The 21,447-nt window shown below is 60.7% G+C and carries 21 protein-coding genes and 1 pseudogene; 11 read left to right on the top strand and 11 right to left on the bottom strand.

What is annotated here, in order from left to right:
• Positions 1-114 precede the first annotated feature (114 nt).
• Complete coding sequence (gene rph / locus ICY20_RS07855) at positions 115-837, top strand: ribonuclease PH (RefSeq protein WP_017735760.1); 723 nt, start codon at positions 115-117, stop codon at positions 835-837.
• A 22-nt stretch (positions 838-859) separates the two neighbouring features.
• Positions 860-1,228, top strand: coding sequence for a DUF4870 domain-containing protein (locus tag ICY20_RS07850; RefSeq protein WP_194937250.1), 369 nt, complete (start codon positions 860-862; stop codon positions 1,226-1,228).
• 58 nt (positions 1,229-1,286) lie between these two features.
• Here ICY20_RS07850 and ICY20_RS07845 read toward each other — a convergent pair whose 3' ends face one another.
• Positions 1,287-2,066 carry an exodeoxyribonuclease III gene (locus ICY20_RS07845; RefSeq protein ID WP_003195493.1) on the bottom strand — a complete coding sequence of 260 codons (780 nt, stop codon included), beginning with the start codon at positions 2,064-2,066 and terminating at the stop codon, positions 1,287-1,289.
• A gap of 82 nt (positions 2,067-2,148) precedes the next feature.
• Between ICY20_RS07845 and pyrE the strand changes: the two genes are divergently transcribed.
• Complete coding sequence (gene pyrE, locus ICY20_RS07840; RefSeq protein ID WP_122485199.1) at positions 2,149-2,793, top strand: orotate phosphoribosyltransferase; 645 nt, start codon at positions 2,149-2,151, stop codon at positions 2,791-2,793.
• 199 nt (positions 2,794-2,992) lie between these two features.
• On the opposite strand, the gene argB is transcribed toward pyrE, so the two are convergent.
• The 4 genes and pseudogenes from argB to coaBC form a co-directional block, all read right to left on the bottom strand.
• Positions 2,993-3,898, bottom strand: coding sequence for an acetylglutamate kinase (gene argB / locus ICY20_RS07835; RefSeq protein ID WP_159956384.1), 906 nt, complete (start codon positions 3,896-3,898; stop codon positions 2,993-2,995).
• Between the two features lie 19 nt (positions 3,899-3,917).
• Positions 3,918-5,333: pseudogene (locus ICY20_RS07830) on the bottom strand (phosphomannomutase/phosphoglucomutase); the annotation flags it as partial.
• Positions 5,334-5,579: 246 nt separating this feature from the next.
• The gene (dut, locus tag ICY20_RS07825) at positions 5,580-6,035 is read right to left on the bottom strand and encodes a dUTP diphosphatase (protein ID WP_122485197.1); all 456 of its coding nucleotides are present in this window, start codon (positions 6,033-6,035) and stop codon (positions 5,580-5,582) included.
• Positions 6,036-6,040: 5 nt separating this feature from the next.
• Entirely contained in the window at positions 6,041-7,249 is a 1,209-nt protein-coding gene (coaBC, locus tag ICY20_RS07820) for a bifunctional phosphopantothenoylcysteine decarboxylase/phosphopantothenate--cysteine ligase CoaBC (RefSeq protein ID WP_015886530.1), read from the bottom strand.
• 143 nt (positions 7,250-7,392) lie between these two features.
• On the opposite strand from coaBC, the gene radC reads away from it, so the two are divergent.
• Positions 7,393-8,067 (top strand): RadC family protein, encoded by a 675-nt coding sequence (gene radC, locus ICY20_RS07815; protein ID WP_194937248.1) that lies wholly within the window; start codon positions 7,393-7,395, stop codon positions 8,065-8,067.
• 28 nt (positions 8,068-8,095) lie between these two features.
• Here radC and ICY20_RS07810 read toward each other — a convergent pair whose 3' ends face one another.
• Positions 8,096-9,688, bottom strand: coding sequence for an ABC transporter substrate-binding protein (locus ICY20_RS07810; protein WP_194937247.1), 1,593 nt, complete (start codon positions 9,686-9,688; stop codon positions 8,096-8,098).
• Between the two features lie 458 nt (positions 9,689-10,146).
• Between ICY20_RS07810 and rpmB the strand changes: the two genes are divergently transcribed.
• Both rpmB and rpmG read left to right on the top strand, forming a co-directional pair.
• Positions 10,147-10,380, top strand: a complete 234-nt coding sequence (rpmB, locus tag ICY20_RS07805) for a 50S ribosomal protein L28 (protein WP_003176907.1) — start codon at positions 10,147-10,149, stop codon at positions 10,378-10,380.
• A gap of 11 nt (positions 10,381-10,391) precedes the next feature.
• Entirely contained in the window at positions 10,392-10,547 is a 156-nt protein-coding gene (gene rpmG / locus ICY20_RS07800) for a 50S ribosomal protein L33 (RefSeq protein ID WP_003176906.1), read from the top strand.
• Between the two features lie 71 nt (positions 10,548-10,618).
• On the opposite strand, the gene ICY20_RS07795 is transcribed toward rpmG, so the two are convergent.
• A complete protein-coding gene (locus ICY20_RS07795; protein ID WP_194937246.1) occupies positions 10,619-10,981 on the bottom strand; it encodes a cupin domain-containing protein in 363 nt (120 codons plus the stop codon).
• 228 nt (positions 10,982-11,209) lie between these two features.
• On the opposite strand from ICY20_RS07795, the gene ICY20_RS07790 reads away from it, so the two are divergent.
• A complete protein-coding gene (locus tag ICY20_RS07790; RefSeq protein ID WP_194937245.1) occupies positions 11,210-12,703 on the top strand; it encodes an aldehyde dehydrogenase in 1,494 nt (497 codons plus the stop codon).
• 182 nt (positions 12,704-12,885) lie between these two features.
• Positions 12,886-14,028: an MFS transporter gene (locus ICY20_RS07785; protein ID WP_159956372.1), complete on the top strand. Its 1,143-nt coding sequence runs from the start codon at positions 12,886-12,888 to the stop codon at positions 14,026-14,028.
• Between the two features lie 126 nt (positions 14,029-14,154).
• Here the strand turns inward: ICY20_RS07785 and ICY20_RS07780 are convergent, their stop codons facing one another.
• Both ICY20_RS07780 and ICY20_RS07775 read right to left on the bottom strand, forming a co-directional pair.
• Complete coding sequence (locus ICY20_RS07780) at positions 14,155-15,717, bottom strand: phospholipase D family protein (RefSeq protein WP_159956527.1); 1,563 nt, start codon at positions 15,715-15,717, stop codon at positions 14,155-14,157.
• 65 nt (positions 15,718-15,782) lie between these two features.
• On the bottom strand, positions 15,783-17,207 hold the full coding sequence (locus ICY20_RS07775; RefSeq protein ID WP_159956370.1) for an aminotransferase-like domain-containing protein: 1,425 nt from the start codon (positions 17,205-17,207) through the stop codon (positions 15,783-15,785).
• Positions 17,208-17,373: 166 nt separating this feature from the next.
• Between ICY20_RS07775 and ICY20_RS07770 the strand changes: the two genes are divergently transcribed.
• Positions 17,374-17,598 (top strand): DUF1127 domain-containing protein, encoded by a 225-nt coding sequence (locus ICY20_RS07770; protein ID WP_194937244.1) that lies wholly within the window; start codon positions 17,374-17,376, stop codon positions 17,596-17,598.
• A gap of 1 nt (position 17,599) precedes the next feature.
• Here ICY20_RS07770 and ICY20_RS07765 read toward each other — a convergent pair whose 3' ends face one another.
• Entirely contained in the window at positions 17,600-18,892 is a 1,293-nt protein-coding gene (locus tag ICY20_RS07765; RefSeq protein WP_159956366.1) for an NAD(P)/FAD-dependent oxidoreductase, read from the bottom strand.
• A gap of 115 nt (positions 18,893-19,007) precedes the next feature.
• Between ICY20_RS07765 and ICY20_RS07760 the strand changes: the two genes are divergently transcribed.
• A complete protein-coding gene (locus ICY20_RS07760; RefSeq protein WP_099586006.1) occupies positions 19,008-19,361 on the top strand; it encodes a YkgJ family cysteine cluster protein in 354 nt (117 codons plus the stop codon).
• A gap of 126 nt (positions 19,362-19,487) precedes the next feature.
• Here ICY20_RS07760 and ICY20_RS07755 read toward each other — a convergent pair whose 3' ends face one another.
• A complete protein-coding gene (locus ICY20_RS07755) occupies positions 19,488-19,976 on the bottom strand; it encodes an Lrp/AsnC ligand binding domain-containing protein (protein WP_003176896.1) in 489 nt (162 codons plus the stop codon).
• 156 nt (positions 19,977-20,132) lie between these two features.
• On the opposite strand from ICY20_RS07755, the gene dadA reads away from it, so the two are divergent.
• Positions 20,133-21,434, top strand: a complete 1,302-nt coding sequence (dadA, locus tag ICY20_RS07750; RefSeq protein WP_159956364.1) for a D-amino acid dehydrogenase — start codon at positions 20,133-20,135, stop codon at positions 21,432-21,434.
• The last annotated feature ends 13 nt before the right edge of the window (positions 21,435-21,447 follow it).

Below are 21,447 nucleotides of genomic sequence, written 5' to 3'. Positions count from 1 at the left end.
CCAAACAATGGGCGATAGGCCGGCCATTCGTAACCGAATTTTTAGAAGTGCCCCGAATCGGCTCACGGCTCTATAATGCTCGGCAGTTTTTCGTCCTCAGTACAGGTATCCCCTATGAAACGTCCAAGTGGTCGCGTTGCCGATCAGCTCCGCTCGATCCGCATCACCCGCAACTACACCAAACACGCCGAGGGTTCTGTACTGGTCGAGTTTGGCGATACCAAGGTTATCTGCACCGTCAGTGTTGAAAACGGCGTGCCGCGTTTCCTCAAGGGTCAGGGCCAAGGCTGGTTGACCGCCGAGTACGGCATGCTGCCGCGTGCGACCGGCGAGCGTAACCAGCGTGAAGCCAGCCGTGGCAAGCAAGGCGGGCGTACCCTGGAAATCCAGCGCCTGATCGGCCGTTCGCTGCGCGCCGCGCTGGACATGTCCAAGCTGGGCGACGTGACCCTGTACGTCGACTGTGATGTGATCCAGGCTGACGGCGGCACTCGCACCGCATCCATTACCGGCGCGATGGTGGCCCTGGTTGACGCACTCAAAGTCATCAAGAAGCGCGGCGGCCTCAAAGGCGGCGACCCGCTCAAGCAGATGATCGCTGCTGTATCGGTGGGCATGTACCAGGGCGAGCCTGTGCTGGACCTGGACTACCTGGAAGACTCGGCCGCCGAGACCGACCTGAACGTGGTGATGACCAGCACCGGTGGTTTCATCGAAGTGCAGGGCACCGCCGAAGGCGCGCCATTCCAGCCGGCCGAGCTGAACGCCATGCTGGCCTTGGCTCAGAAGGGCATGACCGAAATCTTCGAACTGCAGAACGCCGCACTGGCTGACTGAGCCGGTTTCAAGGAGAAACGCCATGAGTGACAGCCAATTGCCTGTGCCTACGCCTTCATACGAAGCGCGCCAGGGTGCGATGTTGTGTCACTTCGCGGCGTTTCTGGGGTTTGTGTTCCCCTTCGGCAGCGTTATCGGGCCGTTGATTCTGTGGCAGCTCAAGAAAGAGAAAGATGCGTTCATCGATGATCAGGGCAAGGAGGCCTTGAACTTCCAGATCACCGTGGCCATTGCCTGGATCGCTTCCATGGTGCTGGCATTCGCGGTGATTGGGTTTTTCTTGATGATCGTGCTGGTGATCGCCACCCTTGTGTTGACGATCATTGGTGGTATCAAGGCTAACCAGGGGGCTGCCTACCGATACCCCTTGACCTGGCGGTTGGTCAAATAATGAGCGCCCACAAAAAAACCGACAGCGATGTCGGTTTTTTTGTGCCTGGAAAAAGACCTTAGATGGTCAGTGTCCAGTCGTAGTCCACGATCAGCGGCGCGTGCTGCGAGAAGCGCGGTTGGCGCGGCAAGCGGGCGCTGCGAACGAACCGGCGCAGACCTGGGGTCAGCAACTGGTAGTCGAAACGCCAGCCCAGGTTGAGCATCTCAGCCTGTTCGTTGTCTGGCCACCAGCTGTACTGGTCGCCTTCGCGGCTTACTTCGCGCAGGGCGTCAACATAGCCCATGTTGCCGACAATCTCGTCCATCCAGGCCCGTTCAGGCGCCAGGAAACCCGGAGATTGCTGGCTGTCACGCCAGTTTTTGATATCCAGCTTCTGTTGCGCAACGTAGAGCGAGCCACAGTAAATGTACTCGCGACGTTTGCGTCGCTGTTTATCCAGGTAACGGGCGAAATCGTCCATTAGCTTGAACTTCTGGTTCAAGTCTTCATCGCCGTTCTGCCCCGAAGGAAGCAGCAAGGTCGCGATACTGACCTTATCGAAATCGGCTTGCAGGTAGCGCCCGTAGCGGTCGGCTGTCTCGAAGCCGAGGCCGCTGATGACCGCCTTGGGTTGCAACCGCGAATACAAAGCCACGCCACCTTGGGTGGGCACTTCGGCATCGCAGGCATAAAGGAAGTAGCCATCCAGTTGGAAGGCTGGGTCGTCCAGTTCAAAGGCGGAGGCGCGGGTATCCTGCAGGCAGATAACGTCGGCATTCTGGGCTTGCAGCCAACTGAGCAAACCACGCTCGACTGCAGCCTGAATACCATTAACGTTCACACTGATGATCCGCATAAATGGCCCCAAAAATCGCGTGCGTGTATGATACACGCCGTCTAACTAATTAGCTAAATCCGTGGTATCTGAGGCTTTTTTCATGCAGGCGTATCAACGCGATTTCATTCGTTTTGCCATCGATCGCGGCGTTTTGCGCTTCGGTGAGTTCACCCTCAAGTCCGGGCGCACCAGCCCGTACTTCTTCAATGCTGGCTTGTTCAACTCGGGTTCGGCCCTGGCTCAGCTGGGTCGTTTCTACGCGGCAGCCATCGTTGAAAGTGGTATTTCCTTCGATGTGCTGTTCGGTCCAGCCTACAAGGGTATCCCTTTGGCGGCCGCGACAGCAGTGGCCCTGGCCGAACATCACGAGCGGGATCTGCCGTGGTGCTTCAATCGTAAAGAGGCCAAGGCCCATGGTGAAGGCGGCAGCCTGGTGGGCGCGCCGCTCACCGGCGATGTGCTGATCATCGACGACGTGATCACTGCTGGCACCGCGATTCGTGAAGTGATGCAGATCATCGCTTCCCAGGACGGCGCCAAGGCTGCCGGTGTGTTGATCGCGCTGAACCGCCAGGAGCGTGGCAACGGTGAGTTGTCGGCGATCCAGGAAGTGGAGCGTGATTTCGGCATTCCGGTGGTGAGCATCGTGTCGTTGAACCAGGTGTTGCAGTTCCTGGAAGATGACCCGCAGCTCAAGCAGCATTTGCCTGCTGTTCGGGCTTATCGCGAGCAGTTTGGCGTCTGACACAGATCTATCGGTGTTAGAGGGCTTGTGTGGGAGGGGGCTTACTCCCGATTGCGGTGTATCAGTAACAGATGTACTGACTGATCCACTGCAATCGGGGGCAAGCCCCCTCCCACATTTGGGTCTCCAGTGTTTTCAAGTGCGCATTAAAAAGCCCCCGCTCAATTGAATTGAGCGGGGGCTTTTTCGTTTGCAGCGATTAAGGACGCTTGCGGTTACTGATCAACGTGCCCATGCCGGTATCCGTGAAGATTTCCAGCAATACCGCGTTCGGTACACGGCCGTCGATGATCAACGAGCTGCCAACGCCGCCTTGCACCGCTTCCAGCGCGCAACGGATCTTCGGCAGCATGCCACCGTAGATGGTGCCGTCGGCAATCAGCCCGTCCACTTGTTGGGTGCTCAGGCCGGTCAGTACCTTGCCTTCCTTGTCCATCAAGCCGGCAATGTTGGTCAGCAGCATCAGCTTTTCAGCCTTCAGCGCCTCGGCCACCTTGCCAGCCACCAGGTCGGCATTGATGTTGTAGGACTCGCCATTGGCGCCCACGCCGATTGGCGCGATCACCGGGATGAAATCACCTTTGACCAGCAGGTTCAGCAGGTCGGTGTTGATGCCGATCACTTCGCCAACCTGGCCGATATCGATGATTTCTGGCTGGGTCATTTCCGGCGTCTGACGGGTCACTGTCAGTTTTTTCGCGCGTATCAGCTCCGCGTCCTTGCCGGTCAGGCCGATGGCACTGCCGCCGTGGCGGTTGATCAGGTTGACGATGTCTTTGTTTACCTGGCCGCCGAGGACCATCTCCACCACGTCCATGGTTTGCGCGTCAGTGACGCGCATGCCATCGATGAAGTGACTCTCGATCGACAAGCGCTTGAGCAGGTCGCCGATCTGCGGGCCGCCACCGTGTACCACCACCGGGTTGATCCCCACGGCTTTCATCAACACGATGTCGCGGGCAAAGCCGGTTTTCAGCTCTTCGCTTTCCATGGCATTGCCGCCGTATTTGATCACCAGCGTCTTGCCGACGTAGCGTCGAATGTAGGGCAACGCTTCGGAAAGGACCTTGGCGGTGTTGGCAGCGGCTTCGCGTTCGAGGGTCATTCAGGGCTCCGGTAAAAAATCAGAACGGTAATTGGAGATCAGGGGCAACACGTTTCAACTGGGCGTGGAACACGTCCTTGATGCGCTGCAACTCAGCCTCGGTATCCGCCTCGAAACGCAGCACCAGCACCGGTGTGGTGTTGGACGCGCGAACCAGGCCCCAGCCTTTGGCGTAATCGACTCGCACACCATCAATGAGGGTCAGGTCGGCGCCTTCGCCCCATTGCGCATCGTGCAGTGCGTCAATGATGCTGAATTTGCTCTCCTCGGTCACATGGATATTGATCTCTGGCGTAGAAATATCATTCGGGAAGGTCTGAAACAGCTCTTGCGCCGTGGATTTTTCCTTGCTGAGGATCTCCAGCAGACGAGCGGCGCTGTAAATACCGTCGTCAAAGCCGAACCAGCGCTCCTTGAAGAACACGTGGCCGCTCATTTCACCGGCCAACAGGGCGCCGGTTTCCTTCATTTTCTTTTTGATCAACGAGTGACCGGTCTTCCACATTAGCGGGCGGCCGCCGTACTCATTGATCAGCGGGGTGAGGCGGCGCGTGCACTTCACGTCGAAGATGATCTCGGCGTTGGGGTTGCGTGCCACCACGTCGCGGGCGAACAGCATCAGCAGGCGGTCGGGGAACACGATCTCGCCGGTCTCGGTGACAACGCCAACACGGTCACCGTCGCCATCGAAGGCCAGGCCCACGTCAGCCCCGGTTTCCTTGACCTTGGCGATCAGGTCTACCAGGTTTTCCGGCTTGCCTGGGTCCGGGTGATGGTTAGGGAAGTTGCCGTCGACCTCGCAGAACAGCGGGATCACTTCGCAGTTCAGGGCTTCGAGCAGTTGCGGGGCGATGACGCCGGCCGCGCCGTTGCCGCAGTCGACCACCACTTTGAGGCGGCGGGCGAGTTTGACGTCGCGGGTAATCTCGTCGGAGTAGCGTTGCAGGATGTCGACCTTGGTAATGCTGCCTTTACCGCTGGTCAGGTCGTTGGTCTTCAGGCGGGTGTGCAGGGCCTGGATCTGCTCGTTGGCGAGGGTGTCGCCAGCGATGACGATCTTGAAGCCGTTGTAGTCCGACGGGTTATGGCTGCCGGTGAGCATTACCCCGGACTTACCGGCCAGCACGTTGGCGGCGTAGTACAGCGCAGGCGTCGGCACCAGGCCCACGTCGCTGACATGGCAGCCGCTGTCGGCCAGGCCCTGGATCAGTTGCTCGACCAGCTCGGGGCCGGACAAGCGGCCGTCACGGCCAACCGATACATTCGGCTCGCCCTGGGCCAGGCTCTGGGAGCCGATGGCGCGGCCAATCCAGTAGGCAGTTTCGGCGGTCAGGGTCTTGGGCACCACGCCACGAATGTCGTAGGCGCGAAAGATGCTGTCGGGGAATGTCGGGGCTACTCGGGCGGCGGTAGTCATCGCGGGGGGAAACTCCATCTGAAAGGGGCAAGGCTGGCCGTAAAGCGGCTGACCGGCAGGCTCAAACTGAAGGGTATGACGGTTTTTTCAGCGCAGAGTTCGTAGTGCAAAAGTGCCATCGCAGCAGTGGATCGCTGCTGTCTTCGGCGTAATACATTGATTTCACAGGGGAAATCCCGCTGGTTAAGTGCGCGCATTCTTCATCCTGAAAGCCTTGCGGGGGCGTCGGGCCGGGCTTGGGGTGCCCGGCCTGATTCAGCTTAGTCAGTGACTGCCGGAATGCCCAAAACCGCCTGCGCCGCGTTGTGTTTCATCAAATTGCTCGACCAGCTCGAAGTGCGCCTGCACCACGGGCACCAGCACAAGCTGGGCGATGCGCTCGCCGATGGCGATGTTGAAGGCGGTCTGGCCACGGTTCCAGCACGACACCATCAGCTCGCCCTGGTAGTCCGAGTCGATCAGGCCTACCAGGTTGCCCAGCACGATGCCGTGTTTGTGGCCCAGGCCCGAGCGCGGCAGGATCAGCGCCGCCAGGCCGGGGTCGCCCACATAGATCGACAAGCCGGTTGGGATGAGGATGGTCTGGCCCGGTTCAAGGACGGTGTCTTCCTTGAGCATGGCGCGCAGGTCCAGGCCGGCAGAGCCAGGAGTTGCGTAGGCGGGCAGTGGGAAATCGGTGCCGATGCGGGGGTCGAGGATCTTGGCTTGCAAAGCGTGCATTGAAATTAAACCTGGTTCAGCCGTTGGGCGATAAAAGAGATCAGTTGGCGGGCAATCTTGCCCTTGCTGGTCTGGGCGAAAAGGGTGGCGTGCAGCTCGCGGTCGATCACGCTGCAGGCGTTTTCCTCGCTGTTGAAGCCGATGCTCGGGTTGGCGACATCATTGGCAACGATCAGGTCGAGATTTTTGTCTTTCAATTTGCGTGCGGCGTAGTCCAGCAAGTGCTCGGTCTCTGCGGCAAAGCCGACGCTGAACGGACGGTCCGGGCGGGTGGCGATGGTGGCCAGGATGTCTGGGTTGCGCACCATTTGCAGGAGCAGGCCGTCGCCGCTTGTAGGGTCTTTCTTGAGCTTTTGCGGGGCAACGACTTCGGGGCGGTAATCCGCAACCGCAGCCGAGGCGATAAACAGGTCGCACGGAATGGCCGCCTCGCAGGCCGCCAGCATGTCGCGGGCGCTGACTACGTCGATTCGCGTGACCCGATCCGGGGTCGGCAAATGCACCGGGCCGGTGATCAAGGTGACGCGTGCGCCTGCCTCAACCGCAGCTTCTGCCAGGGCAAAGCCCATTTTGCCTGAGCTATGGTTGGTGATGTAGCGCACCGGGTCGATGTTTTCCTGGGTCGGGCCGGCGGTGATCAGCACGTGTTTGCCGGTGAGGGCCAGGTGCTGGAAGCACTCGGCGGCGCACAGCGCCAGGTCTGTGGCTTCGAGCATGCGGCCCATGCCCACGTCGCCACAGGCCTGGCTGCCGGATGCCGGGCCGAACACCTTGAGGCCACGGCTTTGCAGCAGTTGAGTGTTTGCCTGGGTCGCCGGGTCGCGCCACATGGCCTGGTTCATGGCCGGGGCGATGGCGACGGTGGCGTCGGTGGCCAGTACCAGGGTGGTCAGCAGGTCATCGGCGATGCCTTGGGCGAGGCGGGCGATCAAGTCGGCGGTGGCCGGGGCGATCAATACCAGGTCGGCCCATTTGGCCAGCTCGATATGGCCCATGGCGGCTTCGGCCGCCGGGTCCAGCAGGTCCAGGTGAACCGGGTGGCCGGACAGGGCCTGCATGGTCAGCGGCGTGATGAACTCACTGCCGCCGCGGGTCATGACCACGCGCACTTCGGCGCCTTGGTCCAGGAGCCTGCGAACCAGTTCTGCGCTCTTGTAGGCGGCAATGCCGCCGCCGACGCCGAGAACGATGCGTTTCCGATACAGACGCTGCATTGGTTTGCCTTTCCAGTTCAGTGATGCCAGTTCAGTGACGCCTGCGATGCCCCCTCCCCAGGTGAAATCGCATGCAAAAAAGAGGGCCTACGATAACACAGCGTCTGCCAGGCCACAGCGGCGCACATACACAGGGAGATGGCATGAGTATTCGCGATTGGCCGGCGGCAGAGCGACCACGGGAAAAGTTGTTGGAGTGGGGCGCGGCGAGTCTGTCCGACGCCGAACTGCTGGCGATCTTCCTGCGTACAGGGGTTACCGGCAGGAGCGCGGTAGACCTGGCGCGCCATCTGCTGGCGCAATTTGGTGGTTTGCGGCCGTTGCTGGAGGCCAGCGAGGCGGTATTCAGCCAGCATCTGGGGTTGGGCCCGGCAAAGTTTGCCCAGTTGCAGGCGGTGCTGGAAATGTCTCGGCGCCATATGGCCGAGCGCTTGCGTGTTGATTCGGTGCTGGAAAGCCCAGTCGCCGTGCGTGATTACCTCAAGGCGCTATTGCGGCATGAGCCCCATGAGATATTCGGCTGCCTGTTTCTCGACTCCAAGCATCGGGTGTTGGGGTTTGAGGCTTTGTTCCAGGGCACCATCGACGGTGCAGTGGTGTACCCCCGACAAGTGGTCAAGCGCGCCTTGGCGTACAACGCGGCGGCGTTGATTCTGTGCCACAACCATCCTTCCGGGAGTGTGGAGCCCAGCGCTGCTGATCGACGGTTGACCAAAGTGCTGCAAAAAGCCCTGGAAGTAGTGGATGTGCGGGTGCTGGACCACATCATCGTAGGCGATGGTGACCCGTTATCGATGGCCGAATATGGGTGGATGTAACCCCGCCCCAATGGGGCGGGGCAGGTGCTCAGGGCTTGACGCTGACCTTCGAGAAGTCCTGGCGCCCGAACGGGCTCACCTGGTAACCCTCGACATTCTTGCGGGCCAGTGCGAACGCCGTCGGGTGCGCCAGCGGCAGCCACAAGGCCTGCTGTTGGATCTGCGCCTGGGCCTGTTGATACAGCTTGCTGCGCACCCCTTGTTCGCTGGTGGTCTTGCCGGCACTGATCAGCTTGTCCAGAGCGGGGTCGCAGTAGCGGGCGAAGTTGGTGCCAGACTTCACCGCCGCGCAAGAGAACTGCGGGGTCAGGAAGTTATCCGGGTCGCCGTTGTCGCCGGCCCAGCCCATGAACAGCAGGTCGTGCTCGCCGGCCTTGGCGCGGCGGATCAGCTCGCCCCACTCGATCACACGGATCTCGGCCTGGATGCCGATTTTGGCCAAGTCTGCTTGCAGCAATTGCGCGCCGAGGTTGGGGTTGGGGTTCAGCAGGCTGCCGGTGGGGCGTGTCCAAATCGTGGTCTTGAAGCCTTCCTTGAACCCGGCGCGGTCCAGCAGGGCTTTAGCTTTGGCCAGGTCCTGTGGATAACCCGGCAAGTCCTTGGCGTAGCTCCAGGTATTGGGCGGGTAAGGGCCATTGGCGGCTTCGGCAGTGCCTTCAAACACGGCCTTGAGGTAGCTGGCCTTGTCGAACGCCAGGTTGATCGCCTGGCGTACTTCGGGCTTGTCCAGAGGTGGATGCTGGCTGTTAATCGCCACGAAGGCGGTCATGAAAGCGGCGGTTTTCTCGACCTTGAGTGCCGCGTCTTTTTCGGCTTCGCCCACATCCAGAGGCTTGGGCGACAGGGCGATCTGGCATTCATTGCGGTGCAATTTCTGCAGGCGCACGTTGGCATCCGGCGTGATGGCGAAGATCAAGTTATCCACAGCCGGTTTACCGGCGAAGTAGTCCGGGTTGGCCTTGTAGCGCACCACGGCGTCTTTCTGGAAGCGCACGAAAACGAACGGCCCGGTGCCGATGGGTTGGCTGTTGAGCTTCTCGGGCGTGCCGGCCTTGAGCAGTTTGTCAGCGTATTCGGCCGGGTAGATCGACGCAAAGCCCATGCTCAGGGCGGCCAGGAAGGTGGAGTCGGCGTGATCCAGGGTGAAACGCACGGTCAGCGGGTCGAGGGCGTCGATCTTCTTGACCAGTGTCGGCAATTGTAGGGACTGAGCGTGGGGGAAACCGCTCTGGGCGATCTTGTGCCACGGGTTGGCCGGGTCGAGCATGCGTTCGAAGCTGAAGCGTACATCTTCGGCGGTCAGGCTGCGGCTTGGGGTGAAATAGTCGGTGCGATGGAATTTCACATCCGGGTGCAGCTTGAAGGTGTAGGTCAGGCCGTCCGGCGAAACCTCCCAGCTGTCCGCCAGGCTTGGCACCAGTTTGGCGCTGGCTGCGTCGTACTCCACCAAGCGGTTCATCAGCACATCGGCCGAAGCGTTGGTGGTGGTCAGCGAGTTGTATTGCACCACATCGAACCCTTCGGGGCTGGCCTCGGTGCAGACGCTCAGGTTGGTGGCGGCAGAGGCCAGCGGCGCGACAAATAAAGGGGCGAGCAACAGCGGTAGGGCAGCGAGGCGCATGTTCGGTTTCCTTTGCAGATCGAAGGCCCATCTGCGAGTGCAGTCTGGAAAAGTCCTACCGTAGTGCTCAGATTGATAAATGACTAGCCCATTTTTGCCTGTGCTTTTGCCTCAAATGCTGTTTTGATGGCGCCTCAGCGCGTTTCACCAAGCACTTCACGGTGTGTGCGGGCGCTGAAAATCATTCTGTGCGACGAGCGGTCAGCTGTTACAGCGGCCCCTCCTGGCAACGGCTCAGACGTGTTTTGCCGAGATTTACTGCGGTAAAAACACACGGGCTGTTGTTGCACTGGGGTCTTTCTGGTATAAAGCAGCGCTCTTTTCTAGGGGCCCGGTTCCTTCGCTTGTAGGTGTAGCCGGTAAGACCCTAAAGAAACGCGGCGCCTGGCGCCAAATGACTGAGAGATTAAGCGGCCAACCCATGCCGGGTTGGGCATGTGGTTTTAGAGGGCTGAGGCATGTCGAGAGTCTGTCAAGTTACCGGTAAGGGTCCGGTGACTGGGAATAACATTTCCCACGCAAATAACAAAACCCGTCGTCGTTTCCTGCCGAACCTGCAGCATCACCGCTTCTGGGTTGAAGAAGAGAAACGTTTTGTTCGCCTGCGTGTATCTGCTAAAGGCATGCGCATCATCGACAAGCGTGGCATCACTGTCGTGCTGGCCGAAATCCGTGCCGCTGGCAAGATCTAAGGAGCTCTATCATGCGTGAATTGATTCGAATGATCTCTAGCGCCGGTACTGGTCACTTCTACACTACCGACAAGAACAAGCGTACTACCCCGGACAAGCTCGAAAAGAAAATGTTCGACCCGCGCGTTCGCAAGCACGTGATCTACAAAGAAGGCAAAATCAAGTAATTGATTTTCCTCCTTGTGAAAAAAAGCCCGTCTCTCACGAGTCGGGCTTTTTTTTGCCTGTGATTTGCTGATCAGGCCTTCTGTTCGAACACCACATAGATCTTGCGGCACGGCTCCAGCACTTCCCAGGTGCCACTGAAGCCGGCGGGGATGACGAAGCGATCGCCAGCACGCAAGGTCTTGGCGTTGCCCTCAACATCGCGCAGCACAGAAACACCCTGCACAATCTCGCAGTACTCGTGTTCGGTGTAGTTGACCTTCCAGTGCCCGACTTCACCTTCCCACACCCCGGCGCTCATTTGGCCGCACGGGCTGTTGTAGTGGTTGTAGATCGTTTGCTCCGGGTCGCCCTTGAGGATTTTTTCCGCCGCGGGGCGGTAGCGCTCGGGGGCGGTGTTGGTTTGGCTGAAGTCGACGATGTCCTGGATGCTCATGTGCGTGTCCCGTCTGGCCTGGGGTTGGAGTGCCCAAAGTCTATGTTTATTAAAATGAACATCGCAAGGGCGTTTGCCGGCGTTATGTCAAATATATTGAAACACCCCCAGCGGCTGGTTTAGGGTGGCAACTGCCTTGAGCCGAAGCAGGCTGGCCGGGCAAGTATTCTTTGAGGCTGCCGGGGGACATCGCCTGGCCCTTGTATTCAATAAGAGGAGGACACTCGCATGACCACCCTGACCCGTGCCGACTGGGAACAACGCGCCAAGGATCTGAAGGTCGAAGGCCGCGCCTACATCAACGGCGAATACACCGCCGCGGCTTCCGGCGACACCTTCGAATGCATCAGCCCGGTCGATGGCCGCTTGCTGGGCAAGGTTGCCAGCTGCGACGCCGCCGACGCTCAGCGCGCCGTGGAAAACGCCCGTGCCACGTTCAATTCCGGTGTCTGGTCGCGCCTGGCGCCGGCCAAGCGCAAGTCCGCCATGATCCGTTTCGCCGCGTTGCTCAAGGCCAATGCCGAAGAGTTGGCGCTGCTCGAAACCCTGGACATGGGCAAGCCGATCAGCGATTCCCTCAATGTTGACGTAGCCGGTGCCGCCAATGCCTTGAGCTGGAGTGGCGAGGCCATCGACAAGATCTACGACGAAGTCGCAGCGACTCCGCACGATCAGTTGGGTTTGGTAACCCGCGAGCCCGTCGGCGTTGTAGCGGCCATCGTGCCGTGGAACTTCCCGCTGATGATGGCCTGCTGGAAGCTGGGGCCTGCGCTGTCGACCGGTAACTCGGTGATCCTCAAGCCGTCCGAAAAATCCCCGCTGACCGCCATCCGCATCGCTGCCCTGGCGGTTGAAGCCGGTATTCCAAAAGGCGTGTTCAACGTGCTGCCGGGCTACGGCCATACCGTGGGCAACGCGCTGGCGCTGCATATGGACGTCGACACCCTGGTGTTTACCGGTTCGACCAAGATCGCCAAGCAGCTGTTGATCCGCTCCGGCGAGTCGAACATGAAGCGTGTATGGCTGGAAGCTGGCGGCAAAAGCCCAAACATCGTGTTTGCCGATGCGCCGGACCTGCAAGCCGCTGCCGAGTCCGCTGCCGGCGCAATTGCTTTCAACCAGGGCGAAGTTTGCACCGCCGGTTCGCGTCTGCTGGTGGAGCGCTCGATCAAGGATAAATTCCTGCCGTTGGTGATCGAAGCCCTCAAGGGCTGGAAGCCAGGCAACCCACTGGACCCGGCCACCAACGTCGGTGCATTGGTGGACACCCAGCAAATGAACACGGTGCTGTCCTACATCGAAGCCGGTCACGCAGGCGGCGCCAAGTTGGTGGCGGGCGGCAAGCGCACGCTGGAAGAAACCGGCGGTACCTACGTTGAGCCGACGATTTTCGACGGCGTGACCAACGCCATGAAGATCGCCCAGGAAGAGATTTTTGGCCCTGTCTTGTCGGTGATCGCCTTCGACAGCGCCGAAGAAGCCATCGCTATCGCCAACGACACCATCTACGGCTTGGCCGCAGCGGTGTGGACGGCGGATATCTCCAAGGCGCACCTGACTGCCAAGGCCCTACGCGCCGGTAGCGTGTGGGTCAACCAGTACGACGGTGGCGACATGACCGCGCCGTTTGGTGGCTTCAAGCAGTCGGGCAATGGCCGCGACAAGTCGCTGCATGCGTTCGACAAGTACACCGAGCTGAAATCGACCTGGATCAAGCTGTAAGTAACACCGCAGGTCAAAATGTGGGAGGGGGCTTGTGTGGGAGCTGGCTTGCCTGCGATAGCATCGCCGCGGTGTGACTGACACACCGAGGTGCATGCATCGCGGGCAAGCCCGGCTCCCACACAAGCCCCCTCCCACCTTGGTTTTGTGTGTTCTTAAAGTTATCCACAGGAGCGTGGGAAATGCGTTGGGCGACTTATTTCGCCGTGCTGGCCTCGGTGCTCAGCGTCGGCCTGGCCCTGGGCGTGAGCATGCCGCTGGTATCCCTGCGCCTTGAAGGCTGGGGCTATGGCAGTTTTGCCATTGGCGTAATGGCCGCCATGCCAGCCTTCGGCGTGTTGCTGGGGGCCAAGGTGTCCAGTCGCATGGCCTCGTGGCTGGGCACTGCCAACCTGATGCGCCTGTGTTTGTGGGCGGGTGCGGTGTCTATCGGCTTGTTGGCGATTTTGCCCAGCTACCCGGTATGGCTGGTGCTGCGGCTGATGATCGGGGTGATCCTGACCATTGTGTTTATCCTCGGTGAAAGCTGGATCAACCAACTGGTGGTGGAGCAATGGCGTGGTCGACTGGTGGCGCTGTATGGCTGCAGTTATGCCCTGAGCCAGCTGTCTGGGCCGTTGTTGCTGGGCTTGATCGGCACCGACCATGACTATGGTTTTTGGGTCGGCGTCGGGCTGCTGGTGGTTGCACCTTTCCTGTTGCTGGGACGCTCCGGTGCGCCAACCGCCGAATCCTTCAGCGTGACCTTCGCCGCGTTGTGGCGCTTCTGCTTGAGCTTGCCGGCAATTGCGTGGGCAGTGGCTTTGTTCGCCGCGTTTGAAGCGATGATTCTGACGCTGCTGCCGGTGTATTGCCTGCAGCAAGGTTTCACTGCTGAGATCGCCTTGGCCATGGTCAGTACGGTGGTGGTGGGTGATGCACTGTTGCAATTGCCCATTGGCGCCTTGGCCGACTACCTGCCCCGACGCACGTTGTTTCTGGCGTGTGCTGTGCTGTTGTTGGCGTCCAGTCTGGCGATTCCGCTGACATTGCATACCCTGCTGATCTGGCCGATTTGGGTGCTGTTCGGTGCCAGTGCCGGTGGCTTGTTTACGTTGTCGTTGATTTTGATCGGCGAGCGTTATCGCGATGATGCGCTGGTGCGGGCGAATGCCCATGTGGCGCAATTGTGGGGGATTGGTTGCTTGATCGGGCCTTTGGTGGCGGGGGCGGGTAGCCAGTGGATCAGCGGGCATGCGCTGCCGTTCTTGATGGCGGCGGGGGCGATGGGTTTGGTGGTGCTGTTGCTGCGCCAAGGTGCTTTCGGAGTAACCCAACCTGCCTGACCTTGAAATGCAGTCAAATGTGGGAGGGGGCTTGCCCCCGATGGCAGTGTGTCAGGCGCCAGAAGTGCTGGCTGATCCACCGCTATCGGGGGCAAGCCCCCTCCCACATTTTGTGCGGTGTTGATCCTAAAGCATGCGTTCCAGGCCGATTGAGGTGGCGAACCAGGCATTAAACCGTCGCCACCAACTCCCCGGCTCGCGGGTCAGGGTGTGCAACTGGCCGTCATCCTCGGTCACCCACACCACCTGGCCATCCTGCAATTTCGCCTCATAACTCAACGCCGGTGCCATGCCCTGCAACGCCAGGTTGCGCACGTGTTCGGCCAGCTCGGGGCTGTCCACCAGCACGCCGACTTCGGTGTTCCATAGCACCGAGCGTGGGTCGAAGTTGAACGAGCCGATAAACGACTTCTCCCGATCAAAGATCATCGCCTTGCTGTGCAGGCTCGAATCCGAGCCTCGAAAGGTGCCGCGCCGAAACAGGTGGGGGCCACTGCCGCCGCCATCACCCGGTTGGCGGCGCAGCTCATAGAGTTTCACCCCGTGCTCCAGCAGTGCCTTGCGATACGGCGCGTAGCCACCGTGCACCGCCGGTACGTCAGTGGCTTCGAGGGAGTTGGTCAGCAGGCTGACCGACACGCCTGCATCGGCACGTCCCGTGAGGTACACCAGCCCCGGCTGCCCCGGCACGAAGTACGCCGAGATCATCATCAGCTCGTGGCGGGCCCCTTCCAGCTGCGGTGCCAGTTGAGTGGTGAGCAATAACCGAGGGTCGGGTTCGGCCGTGGCCAGCACCTTGCTCGGCGCGTCCCACAGTGCCTGGTTCCAGGCCCAGATCAGCTCACGGCGCCAGATGTCCATGCGCGGCTGGGTCTGGTAGGTGCGCAAGCGGTTGTAAAGCGCATGATTCTGCTGGCGCGATTCGGCCAGTGACGCTTGCAGGCGCTCGCGCACGGCGGCCAGGTCGCCTTTGGACGGGCTGGTGGATACAAAGTCATCAATCGGCTTGCTCAGCGCGCTGTTCCAGTACTGATCGAAACTGTGCCCGAGCTGCTCGGCCACCGGCCCCACGCTGAGCATGTCGATATCGGTGAAGTTCAGGTTGGGCTCGGCGTCGAAATACTCATCCCCCAGGTTGCGCCCGCCGACAATGGCGACGCTGTTGTCTGCCAGCCATAGCTTGTTGTGCATGCGTCGGTGCTGCAGCGACAGGTTGAACAGGCGGCCCATGGCTCGCGTCACGCCCGTGCTGCGCCCCAGGTGCAGCGGGTTGAACAGGCGGATTTCAATCTTGGGGTGGGCGGCGAGGGTGGCGATGATCTGATCGAGGCCGTCGCTGGTGGTGTCGTCGAGCAGGATGCGCACCCGCACGCCACGGTCAGCAGCCCTGAGCAGCTCATCCACCAGCATGCGCGTGCTGATGCCGTCGTGGACGATGTAGTACTGCAAGTCGAGGCTGGTCTGGGCGTTGCGGATCAGTTCCGCACGGGCCATGAACGCTTCGCTGCTGTTGGGCAGCAGGCGAAAGCCGGAGCGGCCTTGGTACGGGGCGGCCTGGGCCTGGATCGATCGGCCGAACGAGGACTGCGCAGCGGGCAGGGCGTCGCTGGGCACGCGCGGCGTACTCACCGTGGCGCAGCCGCCCAGGGCCAGGGCTCCCAACAGGAAAAACGGTAATAGCCGTTGCATCTTCAAGGGAGTCGCTTCCAGATCAGGGCGGTTGTCGGCATATGACGGTTATTTTGCGTGAAAGGTCAGTCCGCCGTTTCAGTCAGCAGTTTGATCGCGGCAGCACCGACCTTGCGCACGGCGTCTTCAATCTGCGGGGATGGCTTGGCGCCGTAGTTCATGCGCAGGCAGTTGCGGTACTTGCCGGACGCCGAAAAGATACTACCCACGGCCACCTGTACGCCTTGTTCGATCAAGATGCGGTTGAGCTTGAGCGTATCAAAACCTTCCGGTAGTTCGACCCACAGCATAAAGCTGCCTTGAGGTCGGCTGGCGCGGGTGCCGGCCGGGAAGTAGCGGCTGACCCAGTCGAGCATCAAGTCGCGATTACGCTGGTATTGAGTACGCATCCGCCGCAAATGAGGCTCGAAGTGACCACCTTTAAGAAACTCGGCGATAGCAATCTGCGGCTGCGTGGCAGTGGAGCCAGTGCTGATGTATTTCATGTGCAGCACCCGCTCCAGGTACCGGCCTGGCGCCACCCAGCCGATGCGCAGGCCGGGGGCCAGGGTTTTCGAGAACGAGCTGCACAGCAACACACGGCCGTCTTCGTCGAACGACTTGATGGTGCGCGGGCGCGGGTAGCTGTAGGCCAATTCGCCGTATACGTCGTCTTCAATGATTGCCACGTCAAAGCGCTGGGCCAGGGTGAGCAGTGCCCGCTTGCGTGCCTCCGGCATGATGTAGCCCAGGGGGTTGTTGCAGTTGGGGGTCAGTTGGATGACCTTGATCGGCCACTGTTCCAGCGCCAGTTCCAAGGCTTCGAGGCTGATGCCGGTGATGGGGTCGGTGGGGATTTCCAGGGCTTTCATGCCCAGGCCCTTGAGGGTCTGCATGGCACCGTGAAAGCTGGGGGAGTCCACCGCGACGATATCACCGGGCTCGCAAATGGCGTGAATGCTGGCGGACAACGCCTCGTGGCAACCGGTGGTGATCACGATGTCTTCGGCGGTCAGTTGGCAGCCCGAATCCAATGACAGCCGGGCGATTTGCTCGCGCAGCTCCATACAGCCCATGATGTTGTCGTAATACAGGCCGGGTAGGTCTTGGCGTCGACTCACGCGGGCCAGGCTGCGTAGCAGGGGCTTGAGGGTGGGTGACAGCACATCCGGCATGCCGCGGCCCATCTGTATGACGTCTTTGCGTGGTACTGCGCGTATCAGCTCCAGCACCTGGTCCCACTGGGAAATGTCCACCGGGCGCTGTGCCGGGCGGCCAATTTCCGGCAGGGCCGGCAGCTCGCGACCAACGGGCACAAAGTAGCCGGATTTCGGCTTGGGCATTGCCAGGCCGTTGTCTTCCAGCAAGCGATAGGCTTGTTGCACGGTGCTCAGGCTGACCCCATGTTCGACACTCAAGGCGCGTACAGAGGGCAGTCGGTCGCCAGGGCGATAGAAGCCTTGTTCGATACGGGTGCCCAGTAATTCGGCGAGGTTGACGTATAGGGTCATGGCGGCCACTCCCGGGGGACCATTACAGATAGACGGAAAATACAGGATTCAGGCGCCAGGAGGCAGTATCTGTATGGATTTAATAAAAGTGAGTTGAATCTGTAATGGTTTGTGCCCGGCGCTCATTCTTGTCACTCAAGGCAACACGCCAAAGAGGGGCAGTAAAATGAACGGCATGAGCGATGTGCGGCTGGCGTTACACAGTCAGGAACGGCAAGCAGGGCAGGAGCGCGCACTGTCGGCGCCGACCGACAGCCGTTGGGGTCTGTTCTGGCACCGCCGGCACACACGCAAAGCGTTGCTGGACCTGACCCGCGAACAACTGAGGGATGTGGGCTTGACCGCCGAGCAGGCACGCCAGGAAGGCTTGAAGCCCTTCTGGCGCAGCTGACTCACACCAGCTCTTTGAGCCGGTGCCAGAGCATCCCCAACGCCAGCAGCGGCGAGCGCAGGTGCTTGCCGCCAGGGAAGGTGATGTGCGGCACCTGGGCAAACAAATCGAAACGGCCCTGTTGCTGGCCGCTGATCGCCTCGGCCAGCAGCTTGCCCGCCAGGTGCGTGGCGTTGAGGCCGTGGCCGGCGTAGGCCTGGGCGTAATACACATTGGGTTGATCTGCCAGACGGCCGATCTGCGGCAGGCGGTTCGCGCCGATACCGATCATGCCGCCCCACTGGTAGTCGATTTTCACGTTTGCCAGCTGTGGGAACACCTTGAGCATCTTTGGTCGCATATAGGCGCCGATATCCTGAGGATCGCGACCAGAATAGTGGCAAGCACCGCCGAAAAGCAGGCGCCGGTCGGCAGATAGACGGAAGTAGTCCACGGTGACCCGCTGATCACACACGGCCATGTTCTGCGGCAGCAGGCTGCTGGCTTGCGCTTCGCTCAGTGGCTCGGTGGCGATGATGTAACTGCCGGCGGGCAGCACCTTGCCGCCCAGTTGCGGGTTCAGGCCATTGAGGTAGGCGTTGCAGGCCAGTACCAGGGTCTTGGCGCGTACGGTGCCTTGGGCGGTGTGCACTTTGACCTCGGGGCCGTAGTCGATACGCGTCACTTCGGACTGCTCGAACAGCTTCACGCCCAATTGCTGCGCAGCGGCGGCTTCGCCGAGGGCCAGGTTCAGCGGGTGCAGGTGCCCGGAGCCCATGTCGATCATGCCGCCTACATAGCGGTCGGAGCCGATCACGCTGCTCATTTCGCCCGCTTGCAGCAGGCGCACTTCATGGCGATAGCCGAGGCTGCGCAGTTCTTCGGCGTCTTCGGCCAGGCCTTGCAGGTCGCGGGGTTTGTTGGCGAGGTCGCAGTAGCCCCAGGTCAGGTCGCAGGGGATCTGAAAGCGTTCGACGCGCTCGCGCACGATCTCCACGGCTTCCAGGCCCATCAGCTTCATCTGGCGTACGCCGTCGGTGCCGATCACATTGGCGAACTGCTCCAGGCCGTGGCCCACGCCACGAATCAACTGACCGCCGTTGCGCCCGCTGGCGCCCCAGCCGACCTTGCGCGCCTCCAGCAGCACCACGCTGAAGCCACGCTCAGCCAGCTCCAGTGCCGTGTTAAGCCCCGAATACCCGCCGCCGATCACGCACACATCGGCAACCACTTCGCCGCTCAACACCGGGTAATCGGGTTGCGGCACGCTGCTGGCAGCGTAGTAGGAAGCGGTGTGCCGGGCGCTGGCGGTCATGGGGAGCATCCCTGTTTGGAAAATTTGACGCAGGATACAGCGGTCGGGCGAAGCTGTCTCATCGCAGGCTTTTGCGGCAGAATCCACGCCTATCCGCCGTTCGGTACCTGTTTCGATGAGTTGCAACAGCCAAAAAGTCAGCGCGCTGCGCCGTCAGATCCCTTCGTTCGAGTGCGTCCCCGGCTGCCACGACTGCTGTGGGCCGGTGACCACCTCGCCCGAGGAAATGTCGCGCCTACCGCGTAAGACCGCTGCCGAGCAGGACGCGGCCATGGATGAGCTGAATTGTGTGCACCTGGGGCCCAACGGCTGCACGGTGTACGACGAGCGGCCGCTGATTTGCCGGTTGTTTGGTACGACCAAGACCTTGCCATGCCCCAATGGGCGAGGGCCGGTGGAGCTGATTCACCCGCGGGTGGAGAAGCAGATTCATGAGTACATGGCGAGTACCCGGCAGGTATTGGTCTAACAGGTGTACGCAGTTCAAATGTGGGAGGGGGCTTGCCCCCGATGGCGGTGTGCCAGTCGACTCATAAGTGACTGACACTCCCGCATCGGAGGCAAGCCCCCTCCCACATAGACCTCATTTCTCCAATTAGTCAGGAATAGGCAGGTTCAAGCTCTCTTTCACCTCTTCCATCACGATATAGCTCTTGGATTCGCGCACATGGGGCAGCTTTAGCAGAATGTCCCCGAGCAATTTGCGGTACGACGCCATCTCTGAAATACGCGCCTTCACCAGATAGTCGAAATCCCCGGACACCAGGTGACACTCCAGCACATGGGGCAGTTTCAGCACGGCGCGGCGGAATTCCTCAAACGTGTCGCCAGACTTGTAATCCAGGCTAATCTCGACAAATACCAGCAAACTCCCCTTCAAATGCTGAGGGTTGAGCCGTGCGTTGTAGCCCATGATGATCCCTTCGCGCTCCAGCCGGCGCACGCGCTCGGTGCACGGCGTGGTCGACAGCCCGACTTTTTCCCCCAGCTCCGTGAACGATATGCGCCCGTCGGTTTGCAGGATGCGCAGGATGTTGCGGTCGATTTTGTCCAGCTCCCGCTTGGTCTGGGTGTTGGTACGCATAGGGGATACGCCTCTGTAAAAAGGGTTTTTGCCGAGAATTGTCGCCAAATATAAGCACTTATATAGTGAAATGCACTGGCAATAGTTTTTTACACTGCGCTCATCATTGCTCGAATAACACACGTCAGCGGTCAAGCCCGCGATGAGGATCTAAAAATGCGCGTTCTGGTCTTGGGTAGCGGTGTCATTGGTGTGACCAGTGCCTACTATTTGGCGCGGGCCGGCTTTGAAGTGGTCGTGGTCGACCGTCAGCCTGCCGCTGCCATGGAAACCAGCTTCGCCAACGCCGGCCAGGTGTCCCCAGGCTACGCCTCACCATGGGCCGCGCCGGGCGTACCGCTCAAGGCCATCAAGTGGTTGCTGCAGCGCCACGCACCGTTGGCCATCAAGGCCACTGCCGATATCGATCAATACCTGTGGATGGCGCAGATGCTGCGCAACTGCACCGCCAGCCGCTATGCGGTCAACAAAGAGCGCATGGTGCGCCTGTCCGAATACAGCCGTGACTGCCTCGATGAACTGCGTGCCGAGACCGGTATTGCCTACGAAGGCCGTAGCCTGGGGACTACCCAGCTGTTTCGCACCCAGGCCCAGCTTGATGGGGCTGCCAAAGACATTGCCGTGCTGAAAGAGTCTGGCGTGCCCTTTGAACTGCTTGATCGCGCCGGTATCGCCCGTGTTGAACCGGCGCTGGCGAGCGTCACCGACATCCTCGCCGGTGCCCTGCGCCTGCCAAACGACCAGACTGGCGACTGCCAGATGTTCACCACGCGCCTGGTCGACATGTGCAAACAATTGGGCGTGGAATTCCGTTTTGAACAAGACATCCAACGGCTCGATTACGCGGGCGAGCGCGTCAACGGCGTATGGATCGACGGCAAGCTGGAAACCGCCGACCGTTACGTGCTGGCCCTCGGCAGCTACTCGCCCAAACTGCTCAAGCCGCTGGGGATCAAGGCGCCGGTGTACCCGCTCAAGGGTTACTCGCTGACCGTGCCGATCACCAACCCGGCGATGGCGCCGACCTCGACCATTCTCGACGAAACCTACAAGGTCGCGATCACCCGTTTCGACAATCGCATCCGCGTGGGTGGCATGGCGGAAATCGCCGGTTTTGACCTGTCGCTGAACCCGCGTCGGCGCGAAACCCTGGAGATGATCGTCAACGACCTTTATCCTCAGGGGGGGGATTTGGCCGAAGCCAGTTTCTGGACCGGTTTGCGCCCAACCACACCCGACGGCACGCCGATTGTCGGTGCGACGCCGTTCAAGAACCTGTTCCTGAACACGGGGCACGGCACGCTTGGTTGGACCATGGCCTGTGGTTCCGGCCGCTTGCTGGCTGACTTGATGGCGAAAAAGACCCCGCAGATCAGCGCGGCAGGCCTCGATATTTCCCGTTACGGCAACCAGCAAGAGGCTGCACGGCATGTCAACCCAGCGCCTGCTCATCAGTGAGGCGGCGAGGGTA

This window comes from Pseudomonas pisciculturae, assembly GCF_015461805.1.
Taxonomy (GTDB): domain Bacteria; phylum Pseudomonadota; class Gammaproteobacteria; order Pseudomonadales; family Pseudomonadaceae; genus Aquipseudomonas; species Aquipseudomonas pisciculturae.
Note: the sequence above shows the minus strand (reverse complement) of the source record. Positions and strands in the feature narration are given on the sequence as shown.